Origin of the sequence: Actinoplanes sp. CA-015351, assembly GCF_050955685.1 — a bacterium.
Lineage (GTDB): Bacteria > Actinomycetota > Actinomycetes > Mycobacteriales > Micromonosporaceae > Actinoplanes.
The window spans coordinates 7556914-7573394 of the sequence record NZ_CP192102.1 but is presented as its reverse complement, the minus strand read 5'-3'; the positions used below and the strand labels follow the sequence as shown (position 1 = coordinate 7573394).

The window sequence follows — 16481 nt, the reverse complement described above, 5'->3', positions numbered from 1 at the left end:
CCGGAGCATCCCCGTGAAACTCAGCAGGAAGATCGCCGTCGTCGTGGCGGTCGCGATGGCCGGAACGGCTGCCGCGATCCTCCCGATGACCACCTCGAACGCGGCCGTCGCGTGTGCGCCGGCCTGGAGCGCGAGCGCCGTCTACGTCAAGGACAACGTCGCCTCGCAGAACGGCCACAACTACACCGCCAAGTGGTGGACCCAGAACGAGTCGCCGGCCACGAACAGCAGCCAGTGGGCCGTCTGGATCGACAACGGCGTGTGCGGCGGCACGACCCCGCCCACCACGACCCCGCCCACCACGCCGCCGACCACCGGCCCGACCACGCCGCCGGCGACCGGGACCAAGATGGCCGCGGCGCCGTACATCTATCCGGGCTGGGGTAACCCGCCGGCGCCGGCAACGGTCGTCAACGCGACCGGGATCAAGGCCTTCACGATGGCGTTCGTGCTGGCCAGCAACGGCTGCAACCCGGCGTGGGACGGTTCGTCCGGCCTCACCGGCGGCGCGCACGCCAGCACCATCGCGGCGATCCGGGCGGCCGGCGCCGAGGTCGTGCCGTCGATCGGTGGCTGGAGCGGCAACAAGCTCGGACCGAACTGCTCGACCCCGGAGGCGCTCGCCGGCGCGTACCAGAAGGTGATCGACACCTTCCAGCTCAAGGCCATCGACATCGACATCGAGAACACCGACGAGTTCGAGAACTACGTGGTGGCCGACCGGATCGTCGACGCCCTGCGGATCATCAAGCAGAACAACCCGGGCGTGAAGACCATCCTGACCTTCGGCACCACGACGACCGGGCCGAACGCGCACGGTGTCCGGCTGATCCAGCAGGCCAAGGCGAAGAACGCGAACATCGACATCTTCACCCAGATGCCGTTCGACTTCAGCGGGCACGCGGACATGTACGCCGCGACCGTCGGCGCCACCGAGGGTCTGAAGAACGTGCTGAAGTCGACGTTCGGATACACCGACGCTCAGGCGTACGCAAGGATCGGCATTTCCGGCATGAACGGCCTCTCCGACCAGCAGGAGCTGACCTCGGTCGAGACCTGGACCCGGATCCGGGACTACGCGAAGAACAACAACCTGGCCCGGTTCGCCTTCTGGGCGGTCAACCGGGACCGCGGCTGCGCCGGTGGCGGTGTGGTCTCCGACTGCTCCGGCATCGCCCAGGCGGACTGGGCGTTCACCAAGGTGAGCGCCGGCTTCTGATCATCTGCTGGAACGGGACGCGCGGTCGCCTTTCGGGGCGGCCGCGCGTCGGCGTTTGCGGACCTTCTTGATCACCCAGGAGCCGATGGCGACCGCGAAGAACGCCCAGATCGCGTAGTCGAACCAGTGGCTGTACTTCTCCACGTCCTGCCAGCGGTTGCCGAGCGCGTAACCGGCGCCGACGAAGAGCGCGTTCCACACGCCGCTGCCGATCGCGGTGAACAGGACGAACTGGCCGACCGGCATCTTGTTCGCCCCGGCCGGGATGGAGACCAGGCTGCGGACCACCGGAGCGCAGCGTCCGAACAGGACGGCTGACCGCTCGTGTCGCTCGAACCAGCGGTCCGCCTTGTTCAGATCGTCGAGGTCGACCAGGGGGACCTTGTCCAGCCAGTGGCGCAGTCGTTCCTCGCCGAGGCCCCGGCCGAGCCAGTAGAGCAGCAGGGCGCCGACGAGCGCGCCCACGGTGGCGGCGATCCAGACCAGCACCAGGTTGACCCGGCCGGCGCTGGCCAGGTAACCCGCCATCGAGAGGACGATCTCGCTGGGAATCGGCGGGATCAGGTTCTCCAGCGCGACCAGCAGGCCGACACCCAGCTCACCGGCTGAATCGATCACTGAAGCAACCCAGCCGGTCAGCCCGCTGAGGTTGCCGAGATCGGCTTCAGCCATGTGCGGTCCTCCTGAGAACGATGCGGTGCTTCAGGCTTACCCGCCCATCAGCGTACGAAGCGCGTGGCGCATATACCGATGATCGGTATATGCTTCCGCCATGACCCACGCGCCGATGCGAGAGCCCACATTCCTGGTGCTCACCGCCCTCGCCGAGGAGCCACGCCACGGTTACGCCGTGATCGAGGACGTGTCCGCGATGACCGGCGGGCGGGTGCGCCTGCGTGCCGGCACGCTCTACGCCGCGCTCGACCGGCTCCGCGAGGAGGGCCTCATCGAGGTCGACCGGGAGGAGATCGTCCAGTCCCGGTTGCGGCGTTACTACCGTCTCTCCGCGGCCGGCGAGCAAAGCCTCGCCATCGAGACGACCCGCCTGCGTGAGCAGGCCGCCATCGCCGACCGCCGGCTGCGTGCCCGCCGTGCCGACCTCGGGGGAGCCACCGCATGAGCGGCGTTGAGGCCCGTTACCGGCGATGGCTCGCGCTCTACCCCCGCGACTTCCGCGATGAGTACGCGGACGAGATGCTCGGCGTCCTGATGAGCGACGGCCGGCCCGGCCCCTGGCAGTTCCTCGACCTGCTCCGGGCAGCGGTGGCCGTGCGACTGCGGCGGGTGCGAGCTCCGCACGCGTTCCGGCAGGCCGCCCGGCTGGTCCAGCTCTTCGGCGCCTTGTTGCTGCTGGCGAACGCGGTTCGCCTGGTGTTACCGATATTTGTCGATCTGGGCCTGCCGGCCGCACTCGACGCCGTCGACACGGTCGAGGTCGTGCGGGTCGCCGCTTGGTCCCTGGTGCTGATCGCCGCGCTGTCCGGCCGGCGCCTGCTCGGGTTCGCGGCCGCCTCGGTGGGTCTTGCGGGCGAAATCGCCGCGCCCGCCAGGTTCTACCTGGACACGCCCGCCACCGTGCTCAACGCCTACTGGATCATCATGGCCGTCGCGGTGGTGCTGATCGCCGGGCTGATCGCGGTCCGGGACAATGGCCGGCCGCGCGGCCTGGGTCTGGTTCTGACCGCGTCGGTGATGCTGGCGCTGCTGAACGAAGTGGACTGGGCAGTCCCGATGAAGGCGTCCTGGATGGTGCTGCGCGGTTCCGGTGGAGACATCCCGATGCTGTTCGTCAACGGATCCGTGACGATCGGGGGCGTCCTGATGCTGCTGTCCATCGGAGTGCTGACGGCGCTGGGCGTGATCCGGCAGGAGGCCGCGGTGCGCCGGTGGCTGCTGGCCTGGGCCGCTCCGGTGCTGGTCACGGTGCCACTGATCCGGACCGGGTTCGGCGCTTTCCGCGAGTACAACTCGTACCACCCCGAGGCGACCCGGCTGATCGATCCGCTCCAGTGGACGGTGCTAATGCTGGTTCCGTTCGCCGCGTTTCTCGTCGTGGCGTCTCTGACCAGCCGTTATGAGCGAGGCCGCGGATGAGCGCTCTGGAGAGGCGTTACCGCCGTCTGCTGCGGGTCTATCCGGCCGGCCACCGGGCCGATTACGAGGAGGAGATGATCGGCGTGCTGATGGCTGGTTCGGCGCCGGAGCGGCGCATTCCCCCGCCGGCCGAGGTGGCCGACCTGCTGCGGGCCGGCCTGGCCGCCCGGTGGGCCGCCCGGTGGGGTCAGTGGGGCCGGACATGGCGGACCGAGCGGGGTTCGGGCTGGCGTGACGCGGCCGCCGTCGCCGGGCTCGTCATCGCAGCGATGCTGGCCGCCGTCGCCGGCCGGCGGCTCTTCACCGGGCTTCGGGTGCTCCTGTTCTCGTCTCCCGATCAGTTCTCGTCTCCCGATCAGCCGATGGCGATGTTCGGCATCCGCGGGTTGCTGCTGCTCGACGTCTCGTTGCGGTTCGCCTTCTGGGCGCTGGTCTGTGCGGCCGCGCTGTTCGGCCTGCGGCGTACCGCGGCGTGGCTGGTCTGGCCGGCCGCCCTGGTGGAGCTGGGCGCGGTCATCTGGTGGCTGCCCGGCACTCCGGTGCAGTCGTCGATCCGGCTCTCCTGGTCGCTGGTCACGGTCGGCGTCGCCATCGGCTGTCTTGTTGTCGCCCGCCGCGGCCGCCCGCTGCCGGTTCTGTTCGGCCCGCGTGGCCTGGTTCTCTTCTCGGCCGTGGCCGGGGGCCTGCTTGTCGCCGAGGTGCTTGCCGAGTTCGTCTTCGCGGCGGGGGATCAGTGGCCGGTGCGGATCCTTGAGCTGGCGCTCTTCGTGCTGGTGGCGACGGCCGTGCTGACCGTTGCGCCCGGTGTGCGTGGCCGGGTCGCGGTGCTGCTGGTCCCGGCCTTCGCCGGTCCGATCACCTGGGAGCTCGCTCTCAGCTCCGGGCTGTTGACCGTCATCGGGAGCGGCGGCGACCTGCTCTCGCAGATCTTCCTGGTGCTTGCGGTCCCAGTGATCGCCTTCGCCGCGGCGTTGATTGTCTTCCGGATCTGGCGACGGACTCCCACGAACGGGCACGCCGCGAACCGAGCGGAACGTTTCGGGGCGGGGGAGCAGGGCTAAGAAAGAGGGCCATGAGTGACCGGTGGTACGAAAAGGCTGTCGTCTACTGTCTCGACATCGACTCCTTCGCGGACTCGGACGGTGACGGGTGCGGTGACATCCGGGGCCTGATCGGCCGCCTGGACTACCTGGCGCGGCTGGGTGTGACCTGCCTCTGGCTGAACCCGATCCACCCCTCGCCGGGTCTCGACGACGGTTACGACGCGTCCGACTTCTACAACGTCGACCCGCGGTTCGGAAACCTCGGTGACTTCGCCGAGCTGCTGCACCAGGCCGGCAACCGGGGCATCAAGGTGATCATCGATCTGGTGGTCAACCACACCTCGGACCAGCACCCGTGGTTCCAGTCGGCCCGGTCGTCGCCCGATTCGCCGTACCGGGATTGGTATGTCTGGAGCGAGACCGCTCCGGCGGACCGCAACCAGGGCATGGTCTTCCCCGGTGAGCAGGACGAGACGTGGTCCTACGACCGGACCGCGAAGCTCTGGTTCTACCACCGGTTCTACAAGTTCCAGCCGGACCTCAACATCAAGAACCCGGAGGTCCGAGAGGAGATCAAGAAGATCTGCTCGTTCTGGCTCCAGCTCGGTGTCGCCGGGTTCCGGATGGACGCGGTGCCGTTCATCATCGAGGAGACCGAGCCGGGCAATCCGAACTCGCCGAAGGACATGGAGTTCCTGACCGAGCTGCGGCAGCACGTGCAGTGGCGCAAGGGCGACGCGGTCCTGCTCGCCGAGGCCAATGTGGAGCCCGATCAGCTGACCAAGTTCTTCGGTGACGACGGTGGGTCCGGCAACCGGATCCACATGCTCTTCGACTTCATGCTCAACGCGAAACTGGTGCTCGGCCTGGCCCGGGAGGACCCGGAGCAGATCATCGACGCGCTGCGGGACACGCCGAAGCTCCCGGCCGGCGGGCAGTGGGCCACGTTCATCCGCAACCACGACGAGATCGACCTGTCGCGGCTCACCGCCGAGCAGCGCAAGGACGTCTTCGACAAGTTCGGTCCGGACGAGAACATGCAGCTCTACGGCCGGGGCATCCGGCGGCGGCTCGCGCCGATGCTCGGCAACGACCGGCGGTGGCTGGAGCTGGCCTACTCGTTGCAGTTCAGCCTGCGTGGCACCCCGGTCCTGCGGTACGGCGAGGAAATCGGCATGGGCGACGACCTGTCGCTCAACGGCCGTGACGCGATCCGCACGCCGATGCAGTGGTCGCTGCTGCCGAACGGCGGTTTCAGCACCGCGGACCCGTCGAAGATCGGCCGGCCGGTGATCTCCGGCGGTGAGTACGGCTTCGAGAAGGTCAACGTCACCCAGCAGCGGCACGATGCGAAATCGCTGCTCTCCTGGTTCGAGCGGATGATCCGGACGCTGCGCGAGACGCCCGAGGTCGGCGGCGGCACCTGCACCCACGTCGACGTGCCGGTGCCGCGTGGCGTCCTGGTGCACCGTGCGGACGACGCTTCCGGGACCGTCGTGTTCGTGCACAACCTCGGCAAAGAGGCCGGTGTGGTCGACCTGAGCAGCCTGGCCGGCGAGGCGGAGTTCCCGAACGACGTGCTGGCCGACCAGGAATATCCGGAACCCGGCAAGCTGGACGCGATCCAGGTCGAGGGCCATGGCTACCGGTGGATCCGCCTGCGCAGAACGGTCTGATGCCCGCTAGAGTCGGCCCGCAGGAGCAGTGAAGATCACATTTCCCTGGTGGGCCTGCCGCAAGGGCAGCTGATTCACATCCCGGAGGCCGCAATGTCGCAGTCCGAACCGAGCCGGGTGGCCATCGTGACCGGAGCCGCACGCGGCATCGGTGAGGCCATCGCCCTGAGGCTGGCCGCGGACGGCCTTGCCGTCGCGGTCGTCGACCTCGACGAGGGCGCGTGCGCCAATACCGTGACGGCGATCCACGACGCCGGTGGCACCGCGGTCGCCATCGGCGCCGACGTTGCCGACTCGGCGCAGGTCACCGCCGCTGTGGAGCGGGTGGTGACTGAGCTCGGCCCGCCGAGCGTCCTGGTCAACAACGCCGGGGTTCTGCGCGACAACCTGCTCTTCAAGATGACCGAGGACGACTGGGACACCGTGATGGCGGTCCACCTGCGTGGCGCCTTCCTGTTCAGCAAAGCGGTGCAGAAACACATGGTCGACGCCGGGTTCGGCCGCATCGTCAGCCTCTCCAGCACCTCCGCGCTCGGCAATCGGGGCCAGGCCAACTACGCTGCCGCGAAGGCAGGGATCCAGGGTTTCACCAAGACCCTGGCGATTGAACTGGGCAAATTCGGCATCACCGCGAACGCGGTGGCGCCGGGCTTCATCGTCACCGACATGACCCGCGCCACGGCGGCGCGGGTCGGGGTGGACTTCGCCGACTTCGAGAAGGCCACGGTCGCCACGATCCCGGTGGCGCGCGCGGGCCGACCGGCCGACGTGGCGCACACCGTCTCGTTCCTCGCCAGTGAAGGCGCCGGATTCGTGACGGGACAGGTCATTTATGTGGCCGGCGGGCCGAAAGACTGAGTTGGCAACTTGCTGAGAAGAGTTACAAAGAAATCATGAACCGACGCATGAGTTCCCGCAGCGTGTCGCTGACCAGCACATTTCTTCTGCTGGCCGCGGGGGGAGCGGCGGCATGCGACAACGACGAGTACGTGGACGAGGGTTTCTACTGCGCCGATGCGAACGGCGTGGTCGTCGACGAGGACTACTGCGACGACGATGACTCGTACCACGGTGGGGCCGGCTTCTTCATCTGGCACAGCTCCGGTTACAGCCGTGGCTACCCGGTGGGCCAGAAGCTGCCGTCCGGTGGTTCCAAGTTCGCGTACAACGACGCCGCGTCCCGGTCGAAGTTCGGCCTGCCGGCGACTGGCAAGATCACCAATGGCACGGTCAAGACCAGCGTTGTCGGCAAGGGCGGCAGCGGCACCAGCGGCGGCAAGTCCGCGTCGAAGTCGGGCGGCTGAGTCGTGCGGCGGATCGCGTACGGGCCGGTTCGGGACGGCTGGCAGCTCACCAACTTCAGCCTCGGGCTGACGTACAACGACACCGAACTGCCGGACGGCTCGATGCAGTCGTACTGGCAGGAGGGGCCGTACTACGACTTCGCCGCGGCGGAGATCGAGGAGCTGGAGACAGCGACCGCCACGCTGTACGAGATGTGCATCGAGGCCGGCGAGTGGATGGTCAAGCAGTGCCCGAGGCGGACCGTGGAGGGCCGCAAGCGGGGTTACTTCGAGTCCATCTGCTCGGCCGAGACCTGCTACCTCGCCCGGATCGGCGTGCCCGAGTACACGCACGAGCAGATCATCCGGACCTGGTACGACGGCGACCCGGACACGTGGACGCACTACGACAAAGATCCGGACATGCGGCTGCCGATGCAGACACCGGACTGGTCGCCGAGCGTCTACGGCCGCTTCGACTTCTGGTACAACGGCTCCGGGAGCGTCCCGCGCCTGCTGGAATTCAACGCGCAGACGCCGACCTCGCTGGTCGAGGCCGCGGTCATCCAGTGGCACTGGATGGATCAGACCGGCCTGACCGATCACCCGTGGCGGCAGTGGAATTCGATACACGAACGACTGGTCGGCTGGGACGCCGTCCCCGGGGAGCCGGGCGACCCCGGCGCCTGGCGGCGCAACATCGGCAAGCTGCGCGAGGCGCGCACCTGGCTGCCCGAGAAGCCCAAGATCTTTTTTGCGTACGAGACGAGCGAGACCTCCGGGGAAGACCGGATGAACGTCGCCTACCTGATGGCGACGGCGGAGGAGGCCGGTTACCCGGTCGAGCTGATCGCGATGAGCCAGATCGGCTGGGACGTGGCCGGCGACCGGGTGCTGTTCGTCCCCGCGCCGGGCAAGGAGCACGAGGCCGAGCCCATCGACGTGATCTTCATGCTGTACCCGTGGGAATGGTTCTGGCACGAGGAGGGCGGCAAGGCCTTCTTCCGGAACATGGCCGACCCGGAGAAACGCGGCACCGTCTGGATCGAGCCGCCGTACAAGGCCGCGCTGCTCGGCAACAAGGCGCTGCTGCCGGTGCTGTGGATGCTCTTCGGCGACGACCCGGAGCGGGGCAAATACCTGCTGCCCGCCTACTTCGCCGAAGCCACCGCGGCTTCAAAACTGACTTCGTACGCGAAAAAGCCCGTCTGGGGCCGTGAAGGCGGCTCGGTGACCCTGGTCCGCGACGGCGAAACGATCGTCGGCAACCCCTCGGAATACGGGTCCGACGGCCGCTACATCGTGCAGGAGCTCCGCGAGCTGCCGTCGTTCGAGTCGCTGGAGGGCACCGTGCACCCGGTGATCGGCTCCTGGCTGATCGACGGCGAGCCGGCCGGCATGGGCATCCGTGAGGGCGTGGGCACCGCCGGCCTGGTCACCACGAACATCTGCAACTTCATCCCGCACGTGGTCGAGGGCAAGAACTAGCCGGCCGGCCGGTGGTTCCAGATCCACCAGAGGCCCACGAACGGCAGCACCAGGGGGACGTACCCGTACCCGCTGCCGAAGTGTGACCAGACGGTGTCGTCCGGGAACGCCACCGCGTCGACGACGCTGAGCGTGCCGACGACGAGCACGCCGATCAGCTCGATGCTGCAGCTGACCAGGGCGATCATCCGGCCACGGACACCGCCCCGGGCCAGGCCCACGGTGGCGGCGATGTAGACCAGGCCGGCCACCGCGGAAAGCAGGTACGCCAGCGGCGCCTCGGAGAAGTGCGTGCTGATCTGGACCAGGGCCCGGGCGCTCGCCGACAGCGCGAAGATGCCGTAGACCAGTAGCAGGACCCGGCCGAGCCCGCTGTTCAGCGCGGCGTCGCGGGGCCGGGCGGTGGTGGTGGCACGATTTTCCGGCAGGATGTCCTCAGGCAAGGGGCACCGACGCGATCTGCTGCAACCGCAGCACGAGAACGGGTAGGACGAGAGCGCCGACACCGAGGATGAGGCTGCCCCAGCGGGTCGGCTCCATCCGGGCCAGCACGATCGCGGTCGGAGCGAACGCGATTGTGGTGAACAGGTAACCCACGAAGGTCGCGGTGTCGTGCGGGCGGCTGCCGTCGAAGAGGCCGATCACGGCGACCACGACGAGTACCGTGACCAGGGCGCTGAGTGCCACCGAGGCCAGCAGGTCGAACCGGCTGGGCGCGCGGTCGAGCGCCGTGCGCAGGAGGTACCAGACCGCGAGGATCAAGGCGGCGACGATCGTCGCGACCGACAGGGGACCGTTCACCCGGCCAGGTTACTGATGTGCCGAAGGGCTGGTAACTTCCGCCTCCGGAGATCACAAGAAGAACAGGGGTGACGTCCGGTGCGATTCGGTTTGTTCGGTACGGGTCCGTGGGCGCATCTGGCGCACGCGCCGGCTCTGGCCGCTCACCCAGAAGTGGAATTCACCGGAGTCTGGGGCCGGGATTCGGCCAAGGCCGCGGAGCTCGCCGGCAAATTCGAGACGCGCGCGTATTCCGACATCGACTCCCTGATCGGTGACGTGGACGCCGTAGCGATCGCGCTGCCGCCGGACGTCCAGGCGCCGCTCGCCCTGCGCGCCGCCGAGGCGGGCCGGCATCTGGTGCTGGACAAGCCGGTGGCCCTGCGTACCGAGGACGCCGAAGCTGTCGCGGCGGCCGTCGCGGCCCGCAAGCTGGCGTCGGTGGTCTTCTTCACCCGCCGGTTCACGCCCGAACTCGATGCTTTCGTGACCGAGGCGGCGGCGACGGGTGGCTGGACCGAGGCTCGCGTCGACCACCTCGGCTCGATCTTCACGCCGGACAATCCGTTCGGCGCCTCACCGTGGCGGCGTGAGCGTGGCGGCCTCTGGGACGTCGGCCCGCACGCGCTGGCCCTGGTGGTGCCGGTGCTCGGCCCGGTCACCGAGGTGGCCGCGATGGCCGGTCCGCGCGACATCACCCACGTGGTGCTGCGGCACGCCGGCGGTGCGATCAGCCGGCTCACGCTTGCCGTCGACGCGCCCGAGGCCTCGGCTCGCGAAGAGGCCGTCTTCGCCGGTGAGGCCGGTCTTCTGACGGTGCCGAGGGCGCGGTGGAGCCCGGACGAGGCTCTCGGCCGCGCCGTCGACCAGCTGCTCGCGGCGGCCGCCGGCGGCGCGTCGCCGTCCTGCGACGTCCGCTTCGGCGCCGATGTGACCGCCGTGCTCGTGGCCGCCGAGACGGCCCTGCGCGACGGGGTCACCGTCACGCTGCGATGAGCATTACGGGACGGTGCGCTCGATCGCTGCCGCGCCGTCCCGCTCCAGCTCGGCCTTGGCCCGGGCGACGTTCTCCGGCGTCGGATACCTGCCCTGCGCGACGGCCAGATCCTCCGGATCCCACGGCTGCTCGGCGCCGGTTCGGATCAACGGTTCTCCGGGATGGTCCGGATTGCCTGTCTGATGCATTGTTACCCCCACCGTGATTTCCGTGGTTTCACTGTTTTCCGAAAGCGAGTGCTTATCCCGTACGGGTTACCTGTTTTCAGATCGTCTACCAGGGGTAGCCGCCCCGCGCGGGCCGAATGCCCGAACTGAGCGCTAACTGGACAGAACCTGCGCGTTACGGATGGACGCTTAGTAGTGAGCCGAATACATTTTCGGCTGTCACGCTCATCCGGGTCGGAGGTCCGGTCACTGCCGGACAAGGCTGTGGGCGGCGCCCCGGAGGCGTGCGGGGGTGAGGGGAACGCATTGCATGACGGACTGGGAACCAGGGCAGGGCGACTCGCAACCAAGGCTGAGATGCGGTACGGCATGACCGCCGGGGGAGTGCGGCCGTGACCGGCCGATGGGACGCCGAGCGGGACGCATCAGACGCGGCGCAGGCCTTGGCCGGCATCGTCGCGCTCTTGCAGCGAGCGGCGAACGACGAAGTTGATCGGAACCAGCTGCTGAGCCTGGCTCGCAGCGCGGAATCCTCCGCCGAGCGGGTGGCCGCGTTCCTGCGGGGTCAGCGCGGCGCGAACGACGGCGACATGGTGGCGGTGCCACCCCGCCTCGGGCCCTGGCGGGACTGGACCCCGTCGCGCGGACACCTTTTAGGTGCCGTCCCGGCGCGGGTGAACGGGGTGCCGCAGCCCCGCAGATGCGGGGATCCGGGGGAATAGCGAGCTCTCAGCCGGGCTGACGCAGCGTCTCGGACGGCGATTCGCCGAACCGCTCCCGGTACGCCGACGCGAACCTGCCCAGGTGGGCGAATCCCCAGCGATGTGCCACGGCCGCCACCGTGACCCGCGCGGGATCACCGTCGAGCAGCGCCTCACGTACCCGGTTCAGGCGCAGCTGCTGGAGGTACGTCATCGGCGCGCAGCCGACGTGCCTGCGGAAACCCTCCTGGAGCGATCGCACGCTCATCCCGGCGACCCCGGCGAGGTCCCGGACCGTGAAGGCGCGTTCCGGCTCCTCGTGGATGGCCTCGACGGCGCGCTGGACGGCGCGCGGAGGGCCGCTGCCGGCCGGTGAGACGAGTTCCTGGTGGTACCGGTGGGGGACGCTGAGCAGCAGGCCGCTGAGCACGCTGCTGCACAGCTGCTCGGCGATGAGCGGCTGGTGGATCAGGCTGGTCTCGTGCTCCAGCTCGTCGTGCAGCAGCCGGACAAGCCGGCTCCAGCTGTGTGCCGGCCCGCCGGTCAGGTCGAACGTCGGCGCCAGGTCGATCGGTCCTTCGACCGGGTGACCCAGAAGCCCGGCAAGTTCACTCTCCAGTGCCCATTGTTCGATCCGGACGTCGAGCTCGGCGGAGTGCGGTTCGTGCCGCATGTACATCCGGTCGCCGGGCCGGAACGCGAGCGCCGTGGCGGGTGAGGCGGTGACCTCACGGCCGTCGCGCCGTGCCCGGACCAGCCCTGCCGTGGGTAGCGTCACGTGATAGGCCTCGGCCTGCGGGGAAACAAGTGTGGCGGAACCTTCAAAAGTCAGGTGCCCGACGGTCAGCGGTCCGAGTTGGATCATTTCCACGCCCAGTTTCAGCTCGCCGCCGTCCGGGATGCCGATCGACATCGGGGGGTAAAAACGATTCAGGATGTCCCGGGCGCGAACCACATCGACGCTGTCGAAGTAGACGGTTCCCGGCCCCGAAGGGGTGCGGGCCGGGCCATCAGCCATGCCGTCCGGTGCTCCATCGCATACGGTGAGTATTCGGTTCTACTCTGTCGACAGTCAACGTGGCCGCCGCGCAGTGACCGATACCGCACATTCCGGCCATATGAACTACTCTGGCGTTCCGCGCCTACGTGGCGTAACTTGCAGACCAGCGGATTGTTGTAGGAACGCGGTTTCCGGTCGGTGCCACCCCAGCGAACGCTTGTACGCGTACGACCGTTACAGGGCCGGCGCACCGAAGTCCCGCGGAAGTCGGCGTCAGCTCCGGCTCGATGCCAGGAAGAGGGCAGCTGTGTATCTGCCGATCACGACCCGCCAGCTGGCCGACGGGACTGTCGAGATCGCACCCAGCGGTGAGATCGATCTGGACAACGCGCATGTGATGCGCGACGCGGTCAACGACGTGCTGACAGGCATGACTCCCAGCAAGATCAATCTTGATCTTCAACGGGTGATGCTGATCGACAGCATCGGGATCGGCATCCTGGTGGCCTGTTTCCATACCGCGGCCGCCAGCGGCATCAAGCTCGTGGTGAGTCACCCGAGCGCGACGGTGTACCGGCAGCTCTGGGTCTCCGGGCTGGTCGGGCTCCTGGGTTGTGCCGAGCCGCCCACCCCGCGCACCCAGGTCGGCCTGCGCCCTTCCTGAGGCCCGCCGGAAAGCCTTCCTGAGGCCCGCCGGAAAGCCTTCCTGAGGCCCGCCGGAAAGCCTTCCTGAGCCCGCTGTAAGGCCCTCTTGGAGCGCCGGAAAGGCAGCAGGCCACCGCGCCCGCAACGCGGACACGGTGGCCCTCCCGGGACGGATTCATTCATCCCATGGAGCGAGCAGCCGACCGATTCTGATCAGACCGCAGCGGTAGCGGCGGTCTCCTCCTCCTGTGCGCGTCGTTCCTCACCGGAGAGCGTGGACAGCGGCTTCTCCTTGATGAAGACGACCGCGATCACGGCGAGGAACGCGACCGGCGCACCGACCATGAACAGCTCGGCGGTCGCCGTGCCGTAGATCTCCTGGACCACGGTCAGGACCTCCGGCGGCAGCGTGGAGATGTCCGGCACCTGTGCGGTCCCACCGCCGCCGGCAGCGCCGAACTTCTCGGCGAACAGCGCGGTGACCTTGTGGGTCAGCACCGCGCCGAGCGCGCTCACGCCGATCGAGCCGCCCATGCTGCGGAAGAACGTCAGCGCCGACGTGGTGGCGCCGAGCTCGGCGGCGGGTACGTCGTTCTGCGCGGCGAGGATCAGGTTCTGCATGAGCATGCCGACGCCGACACCGAGCACGGCCATGAACACCGAGATCACCGGCACGCTGGTGTCCGCGCCGATCGTGCTGAGCAGCAGCATGCCGGCGGTCATGATGATCGCGCCGGCGACCAGGAAGCCCTTCCACTTGCCGTACTTGGTGATCAGCGCGCCGGCCACGGTCGACGAGATCAGCAGGCCGAAGATCATCGGGAGGCCCATCAGGCCGGCGACGGTCGGCGACTTGCCGAGCGAGATCTGGAAGTACTGGGAGAGGAAGACGGTGCCGCCGAACATGGCGACGCCGACCAGCACGCTCGCGACGATCGCGAGGGTGACCGTGCGGTGCCGGAAGATCCCGAGCGGGATGATCGGCTCCTTGGCCCGGGACTCCACCAGGACGGCGAGTGCCAGGAGCGCGAGCCCGGCGGCGACCAGTGCCGCGGTCTGCCAGGACGCCCAGTCGAACTTGTCGCCGGCCAGCGTCGACCAGATCAGCAGGGTACTGACGCCGGACGTGATGAGCAGCGCGCCGAACCAGTCGATGGTGACCTCGCGGCGGACCACCGGCAGGTGCAGGGTTTTCTGCAGCAGCGCGATGGCGATCAGGCTGAACGGCACACCGATCAGGAAGCACCAGCGCCAGCCCAGCCAGGACGTGTCGACCAGGACACCGCCGATCAGCGGACCGGCGATGGTGCCGACGCCGAAGACCGCGCCGAACATGCCGGAGTACCGGCCCAGCTCGCGGGGCGGGATCATCGCGGCCATCACGATCATCGCGAGGGCCGTCATGCCGCCCGCGCCGACACCCTGGACGGCCCGGCTGACCAGCAGGACCTCGACGTTCGGGGTGAGTCCGGCGATCAGCGAACCGGCCACGAAGAGACCGAGGGAGAGCTGAATCAGCAGCTTCTTGCTGTAGAGGTCGGCCATCTTGCCCCAGAGCGGGACGGTGGCCGTCATGGCGAGCAGCTCGGTGGTGACGATCCAGGTGTAGACGGACTGGCTGCCACCGAGGTCGGCGATGATCCGGGGCAGGGCATTGGCGACGACGGTGGAGGCCAGGATGCTCACGAACATGCCGAGCATCAGCCCGGACAGGGCTTGCACGACCTCTCGGTGAGACATGCGTGCGGGGGTGGCGACTGTCATGCGTTCCTCGGTATGTGGGGTAGGACCAGGCCTCCGGCGAGCATGCCGAAGGCTTCGCGTACGTGTTGTTCGAGAGGGCGAGGGTCGTCGCCGGCGGCCCAGCGGATCACTGCGACCCGCACGGCGCCGTTCGTGGCGGCGGCCACCACGGCCGGGAAGGGGTGATCCGGAGGCAGCGCGCCGCGTTCGGCAACGGCCTCGGCGAACTGCTGCTCGGCGGTGGCGGCCGCGGCGATCAGCAACGGCAGCAGCTGCGGGTTGTGCTGGATCACCCGCATCCGCAGCAGCCAGAGTTCGCGGTCGTCGTCGATCTGCTGCAACACCGGGGCGAGCGCGTCGAGCAGGGCGTCCAGCAGCGGCTGGTCCGGTGGCGCGGCGAGCAGCAGGGCACGCAGGTCGGTGCAGCCCTCCAGGGGGTCGCCGACGAGGGCGTCCTCCTTGGTGGCGAAGTAGTTGAAGAAGGTCCGCTGCGAGACCCCGGCCGCCGCGGCGATCTCGTCGACGGTCACCCGGTCGGCGCCGCTCGCGTCCACCAGGCGCAATGCGGCGATGATCAGGTCGAGCCGGGTCTGCCGGCGTTTGGCCTCACGAAGCACCCGAGGGAGGCTACCGAAAACTTTGCAGAAACTGCAAAGTTTTAATCGTGGAGCTGGGCCCGCTGGATCTCGGCCAGGGCCGCGGTCAGCCAGGGCTCGACCGGGCGGCCGGCGAGCAGGTGATTGATCAGCGCGACCGCGTGCCGGGCCAGCACGTCCGGTTTCGGGGCCGGCGAGCCGTCCTCTTCGAGCACGCCGAGGGCGCCGGCCAGCAGCCAGAGCACCACCTGCGGGTCGGCGGCCGGCCAGGAGCGTACGCATCCGGCCAGCGCGGTACGCACATCGTCAGCGGTGAGCCCGTCCGGATTACCGTCCTCCAGCAGCAGGCGAACTACCGTCCCGAGGATCAGCCCGGTCTGCGCCGGATCCTGCGCACCCAGGTCGCCGCTGGGCTCGTTGCCCTCGCGAATCGCCGTCACGGCCTCGGCCGTGGCCGCCGCGATCGGCCGGGCCGGCGGCGGCAGGGGACGCCAGCTGTTGTTCATGCGGCGACTCTACGGTGGGATGACACGGCAGGATGGAACGGCAGGATGAAAGGCGCCGGTGGCGAGGGGAGCGGGAATGACGAACCTGGACGCGGTGACGGCCTGGGTGGACAACTACCGCAAGGCCTGGGAGTCGAACGCGCCGGACGACATCCGCGATCTCTTCGCCGACGACGCCGCGTACTTCACCGAGCCGTACGCGAAACCCTGGGTCGGCCGGGAGGCGATCGTCGCCGGCTGGCTGGAGCACCAGGACGATCCGGGCAGCACCACCTTCGCCTGGCACCCGCTGATCATCACCGAGGAACTCGCGATCATCGAGGCGACGACGACCTATCCGGACCGCGTCTTCCGCAACCTCTGGGTGCTGCGGCTCGACCACACCGGACAGGCACGCCAGTTCACCGAGTGGTGGATGCAGGAGCCGTGAGCCGTGAGGGGTGGATGCAGGAGCCGTGAGTGGTGGATGCGGGAGCCGTCACCCTAACGGGCGATAGCCGCAAGATGGAAAGAGCCGGTAAGTCGCACAAACTCGAAAGTGAA

The 16481-nt window shown here is 68.6% G+C and carries 20 protein-coding genes; 12 read left to right on the top strand and 8 right to left on the bottom strand.

Annotated elements, in window-relative coordinates:
- Positions 1 to 13: 13 nt before the first annotated feature.
- Positions 14 to 1219: a chitinase gene (locus ACQP2E_RS34315; RefSeq protein WP_433827124.1), complete on the top strand. Its 1206-nt coding sequence runs from the start codon at positions 14 to 16 to the stop codon at positions 1217 to 1219.
- Here ACQP2E_RS34315 and ACQP2E_RS34310 read toward each other — a convergent pair whose 3' ends face one another.
- Positions 1220 to 1891: a DedA family protein gene (locus ACQP2E_RS34310; protein WP_433827123.1), complete on the bottom strand. Its 672-nt coding sequence runs from the start codon at positions 1889 to 1891 to the stop codon at positions 1220 to 1222. It abuts the gene before it with no gap.
- A 100-nt stretch (positions 1892 to 1991) separates the two neighbouring features.
- On the opposite strand from ACQP2E_RS34310, the gene ACQP2E_RS34305 reads away from it, so the two are divergent.
- The 7 genes from ACQP2E_RS34305 (at position 1992) to ACQP2E_RS34275 (ending at position 8803) form a co-directional block, all read left to right on the top strand.
- A complete protein-coding gene (locus tag ACQP2E_RS34305) occupies positions 1992 to 2339 on the top strand; it encodes a PadR family transcriptional regulator (RefSeq protein ID WP_433827122.1) in 348 nt (115 codons plus the stop codon).
- On the top strand, positions 2336 to 3313 hold the full coding sequence (locus ACQP2E_RS34300) for a hypothetical protein (RefSeq protein ID WP_433827121.1): 978 nt from the start codon (positions 2336 to 2338) through the stop codon (positions 3311 to 3313). Before ACQP2E_RS34305 ends, ACQP2E_RS34300 begins: the two co-directional genes overlap by 4 nt.
- Positions 3310 to 4374: a hypothetical protein gene (locus ACQP2E_RS34295; protein WP_433827120.1), complete on the top strand. Its 1065-nt coding sequence runs from the start codon at positions 3310 to 3312 to the stop codon at positions 4372 to 4374. The genes ACQP2E_RS34300 and ACQP2E_RS34295 overlap by 4 nt, the downstream gene beginning before the upstream one ends.
- Positions 4375 to 4385: 11 nt before the next feature.
- A complete protein-coding gene (locus ACQP2E_RS34290) occupies positions 4386 to 6032 on the top strand; it encodes an alpha-amylase family protein (RefSeq protein ID WP_433827119.1) in 1647 nt (548 codons plus the stop codon).
- A 93-nt stretch (positions 6033 to 6125) separates the two neighbouring features.
- Entirely contained in the window at positions 6126 to 6890 is a 765-nt protein-coding gene (gene fabG / locus ACQP2E_RS34285; protein ID WP_111651809.1) for a 3-oxoacyl-ACP reductase FabG, read from the top strand.
- Between the two features lie 35 nt (positions 6891 to 6925).
- Positions 6926 to 7336 carry a hypothetical protein gene (locus tag ACQP2E_RS34280; RefSeq protein ID WP_433827118.1) on the top strand — a complete coding sequence of 137 codons (411 nt, stop codon included), beginning with the start codon at positions 6926 to 6928 and terminating at the stop codon, positions 7334 to 7336.
- Positions 7337 to 7339: 3 nt separating this feature from the next.
- Positions 7340 to 8803 carry a glutathionylspermidine synthase family protein gene (locus tag ACQP2E_RS34275; protein ID WP_433827117.1) on the top strand — a complete coding sequence of 488 codons (1464 nt, stop codon included), beginning with the start codon at positions 7340 to 7342 and terminating at the stop codon, positions 8801 to 8803.
- On the opposite strand, the gene ACQP2E_RS34270 is transcribed toward ACQP2E_RS34275, so the two are convergent.
- Both ACQP2E_RS34270 and ACQP2E_RS34265 read right to left on the bottom strand, forming a co-directional pair.
- Entirely contained in the window at positions 8800 to 9246 is a 447-nt protein-coding gene (locus ACQP2E_RS34270) for a hypothetical protein (protein WP_433827116.1), read from the bottom strand. The genes ACQP2E_RS34275 and ACQP2E_RS34270 overlap by 4 nt on opposite strands.
- Positions 9239 to 9604, bottom strand: coding sequence for a hypothetical protein (locus ACQP2E_RS34265; protein WP_433827115.1), 366 nt, complete (start codon positions 9602 to 9604; stop codon positions 9239 to 9241). Before ACQP2E_RS34265 ends, ACQP2E_RS34270 begins: the two co-directional genes overlap by 8 nt.
- A 78-nt stretch (positions 9605 to 9682) precedes the next feature.
- Between ACQP2E_RS34265 and ACQP2E_RS34260 the strand changes: the two genes are divergently transcribed.
- Positions 9683 to 10579 carry a Gfo/Idh/MocA family protein gene (locus ACQP2E_RS34260; RefSeq protein WP_433827114.1) on the top strand — a complete coding sequence of 299 codons (897 nt, stop codon included), beginning with the start codon at positions 9683 to 9685 and terminating at the stop codon, positions 10577 to 10579.
- A gap of 3 nt (positions 10580 to 10582) precedes the next feature.
- On the opposite strand, the gene ACQP2E_RS34255 is transcribed toward ACQP2E_RS34260, so the two are convergent.
- The gene (locus tag ACQP2E_RS34255; RefSeq protein ID WP_245972757.1) at positions 10583 to 10729 is read right to left on the bottom strand and encodes a hypothetical protein; all 147 of its coding nucleotides are present in this window, start codon (positions 10727 to 10729) and stop codon (positions 10583 to 10585) included.
- A 410-nt stretch (positions 10730 to 11139) separates the two neighbouring features.
- On the opposite strand from ACQP2E_RS34255, the gene ACQP2E_RS34250 reads away from it, so the two are divergent.
- Entirely contained in the window at positions 11140 to 11469 is a 330-nt protein-coding gene (locus ACQP2E_RS34250; protein ID WP_433827113.1) for a hypothetical protein, read from the top strand.
- Between the two features lie 7 nt (positions 11470 to 11476).
- On the opposite strand, the gene ACQP2E_RS34245 is transcribed toward ACQP2E_RS34250, so the two are convergent.
- Positions 11477 to 12466 carry an AraC family transcriptional regulator gene (locus ACQP2E_RS34245; protein WP_433827112.1) on the bottom strand — a complete coding sequence of 330 codons (990 nt, stop codon included), beginning with the start codon at positions 12464 to 12466 and terminating at the stop codon, positions 11477 to 11479.
- 289 nt (positions 12467 to 12755) lie between these two features.
- Here ACQP2E_RS34245 and ACQP2E_RS34240 point away from each other — a divergent pair, with 289 nt between their 5' ends.
- Entirely contained in the window at positions 12756 to 13112 is a 357-nt protein-coding gene (locus ACQP2E_RS34240; protein ID WP_111651818.1) for an STAS domain-containing protein, read from the top strand.
- A 194-nt stretch (positions 13113 to 13306) separates the two neighbouring features.
- On the opposite strand, the gene ACQP2E_RS34235 is transcribed toward ACQP2E_RS34240, so the two are convergent.
- Genes ACQP2E_RS34235 through ACQP2E_RS34225 form a run of 3 tightly spaced genes read right to left on the bottom strand, consistent with a single transcriptional unit; the run spans position 13307 to position 15938 of the window.
- The gene (locus ACQP2E_RS34235) at positions 13307 to 14857 is read right to left on the bottom strand and encodes an MDR family MFS transporter (RefSeq protein WP_433827111.1); all 1551 of its coding nucleotides are present in this window, start codon (positions 14855 to 14857) and stop codon (positions 13307 to 13309) included.
- Entirely contained in the window at positions 14854 to 15453 is a 600-nt protein-coding gene (locus ACQP2E_RS34230) for a TetR/AcrR family transcriptional regulator (RefSeq protein ID WP_433827110.1), read from the bottom strand. The genes ACQP2E_RS34235 and ACQP2E_RS34230 overlap by 4 nt, the downstream gene beginning before the upstream one ends.
- A 41-nt stretch (positions 15454 to 15494) precedes the next feature.
- The gene (locus ACQP2E_RS34225) at positions 15495 to 15938 is read right to left on the bottom strand and encodes a hypothetical protein (protein ID WP_433827109.1); all 444 of its coding nucleotides are present in this window, start codon (positions 15936 to 15938) and stop codon (positions 15495 to 15497) included.
- A gap of 76 nt (positions 15939 to 16014) precedes the next feature.
- Between ACQP2E_RS34225 and ACQP2E_RS34220 the strand changes: the two genes are divergently transcribed.
- Complete coding sequence (locus ACQP2E_RS34220) at positions 16015 to 16368, top strand: nuclear transport factor 2 family protein (RefSeq protein ID WP_433827108.1); 354 nt, start codon at positions 16015 to 16017, stop codon at positions 16366 to 16368.
- Positions 16369 to 16481: the final 113 nt, after the last annotated feature.

What these genes read in the sequence shown, in the direction of transcription:
- ACQP2E_RS34225 (WP_433827109.1), bottom strand. Translation starts at nt 15,938, where the DNA reads ATGAACAACAGCTGGCGTCCCCTGCCGCCGCCGGCCCGGCCGATCGCG.
- ACQP2E_RS34290 (WP_433827119.1), top strand. Translation starts at nt 4,386, where the DNA reads ATGAGTGACCGGTGGTACGAAAAGGCTGTCGTCTACTGTCTCGACATC.
- ACQP2E_RS34305 (WP_433827122.1), top strand. Translation starts at nt 1,992, where the DNA reads ATGACCCACGCGCCGATGCGAGAGCCCACATTCCTGGTGCTCACCGCC.
- ACQP2E_RS34245 (WP_433827112.1), bottom strand. Translation starts at nt 12,466, where the DNA reads ATGGCTGATGGCCCGGCCCGCACCCCTTCGGGGCCGGGAACCGTCTAC.
- ACQP2E_RS34300 (WP_433827121.1), top strand. Translation starts at nt 2,336, where the DNA reads ATGAGCGGCGTTGAGGCCCGTTACCGGCGATGGCTCGCGCTCTACCCC.
- ACQP2E_RS34235 (WP_433827111.1), bottom strand. Translation starts at nt 14,857, where the DNA reads ATGACAGTCGCCACCCCCGCACGCATGTCTCACCGAGAGGTCGTGCAA.
- fabG (WP_111651809.1), top strand. Translation starts at nt 6,126, where the DNA reads ATGTCGCAGTCCGAACCGAGCCGGGTGGCCATCGTGACCGGAGCCGCA.
- ACQP2E_RS34310 (WP_433827123.1), bottom strand. Translation starts at nt 1,891, where the DNA reads ATGGCTGAAGCCGATCTCGGCAACCTCAGCGGGCTGACCGGCTGGGTT.
- ACQP2E_RS34220 (WP_433827108.1), top strand. Translation starts at nt 16,015, where the DNA reads ATGACGAACCTGGACGCGGTGACGGCCTGGGTGGACAACTACCGCAAG.
- ACQP2E_RS34280 (WP_433827118.1), top strand. Translation starts at nt 6,926, where the DNA reads ATGAACCGACGCATGAGTTCCCGCAGCGTGTCGCTGACCAGCACATTT.
- ACQP2E_RS34295 (WP_433827120.1), top strand. Translation starts at nt 3,310, where the DNA reads ATGAGCGCTCTGGAGAGGCGTTACCGCCGTCTGCTGCGGGTCTATCCG.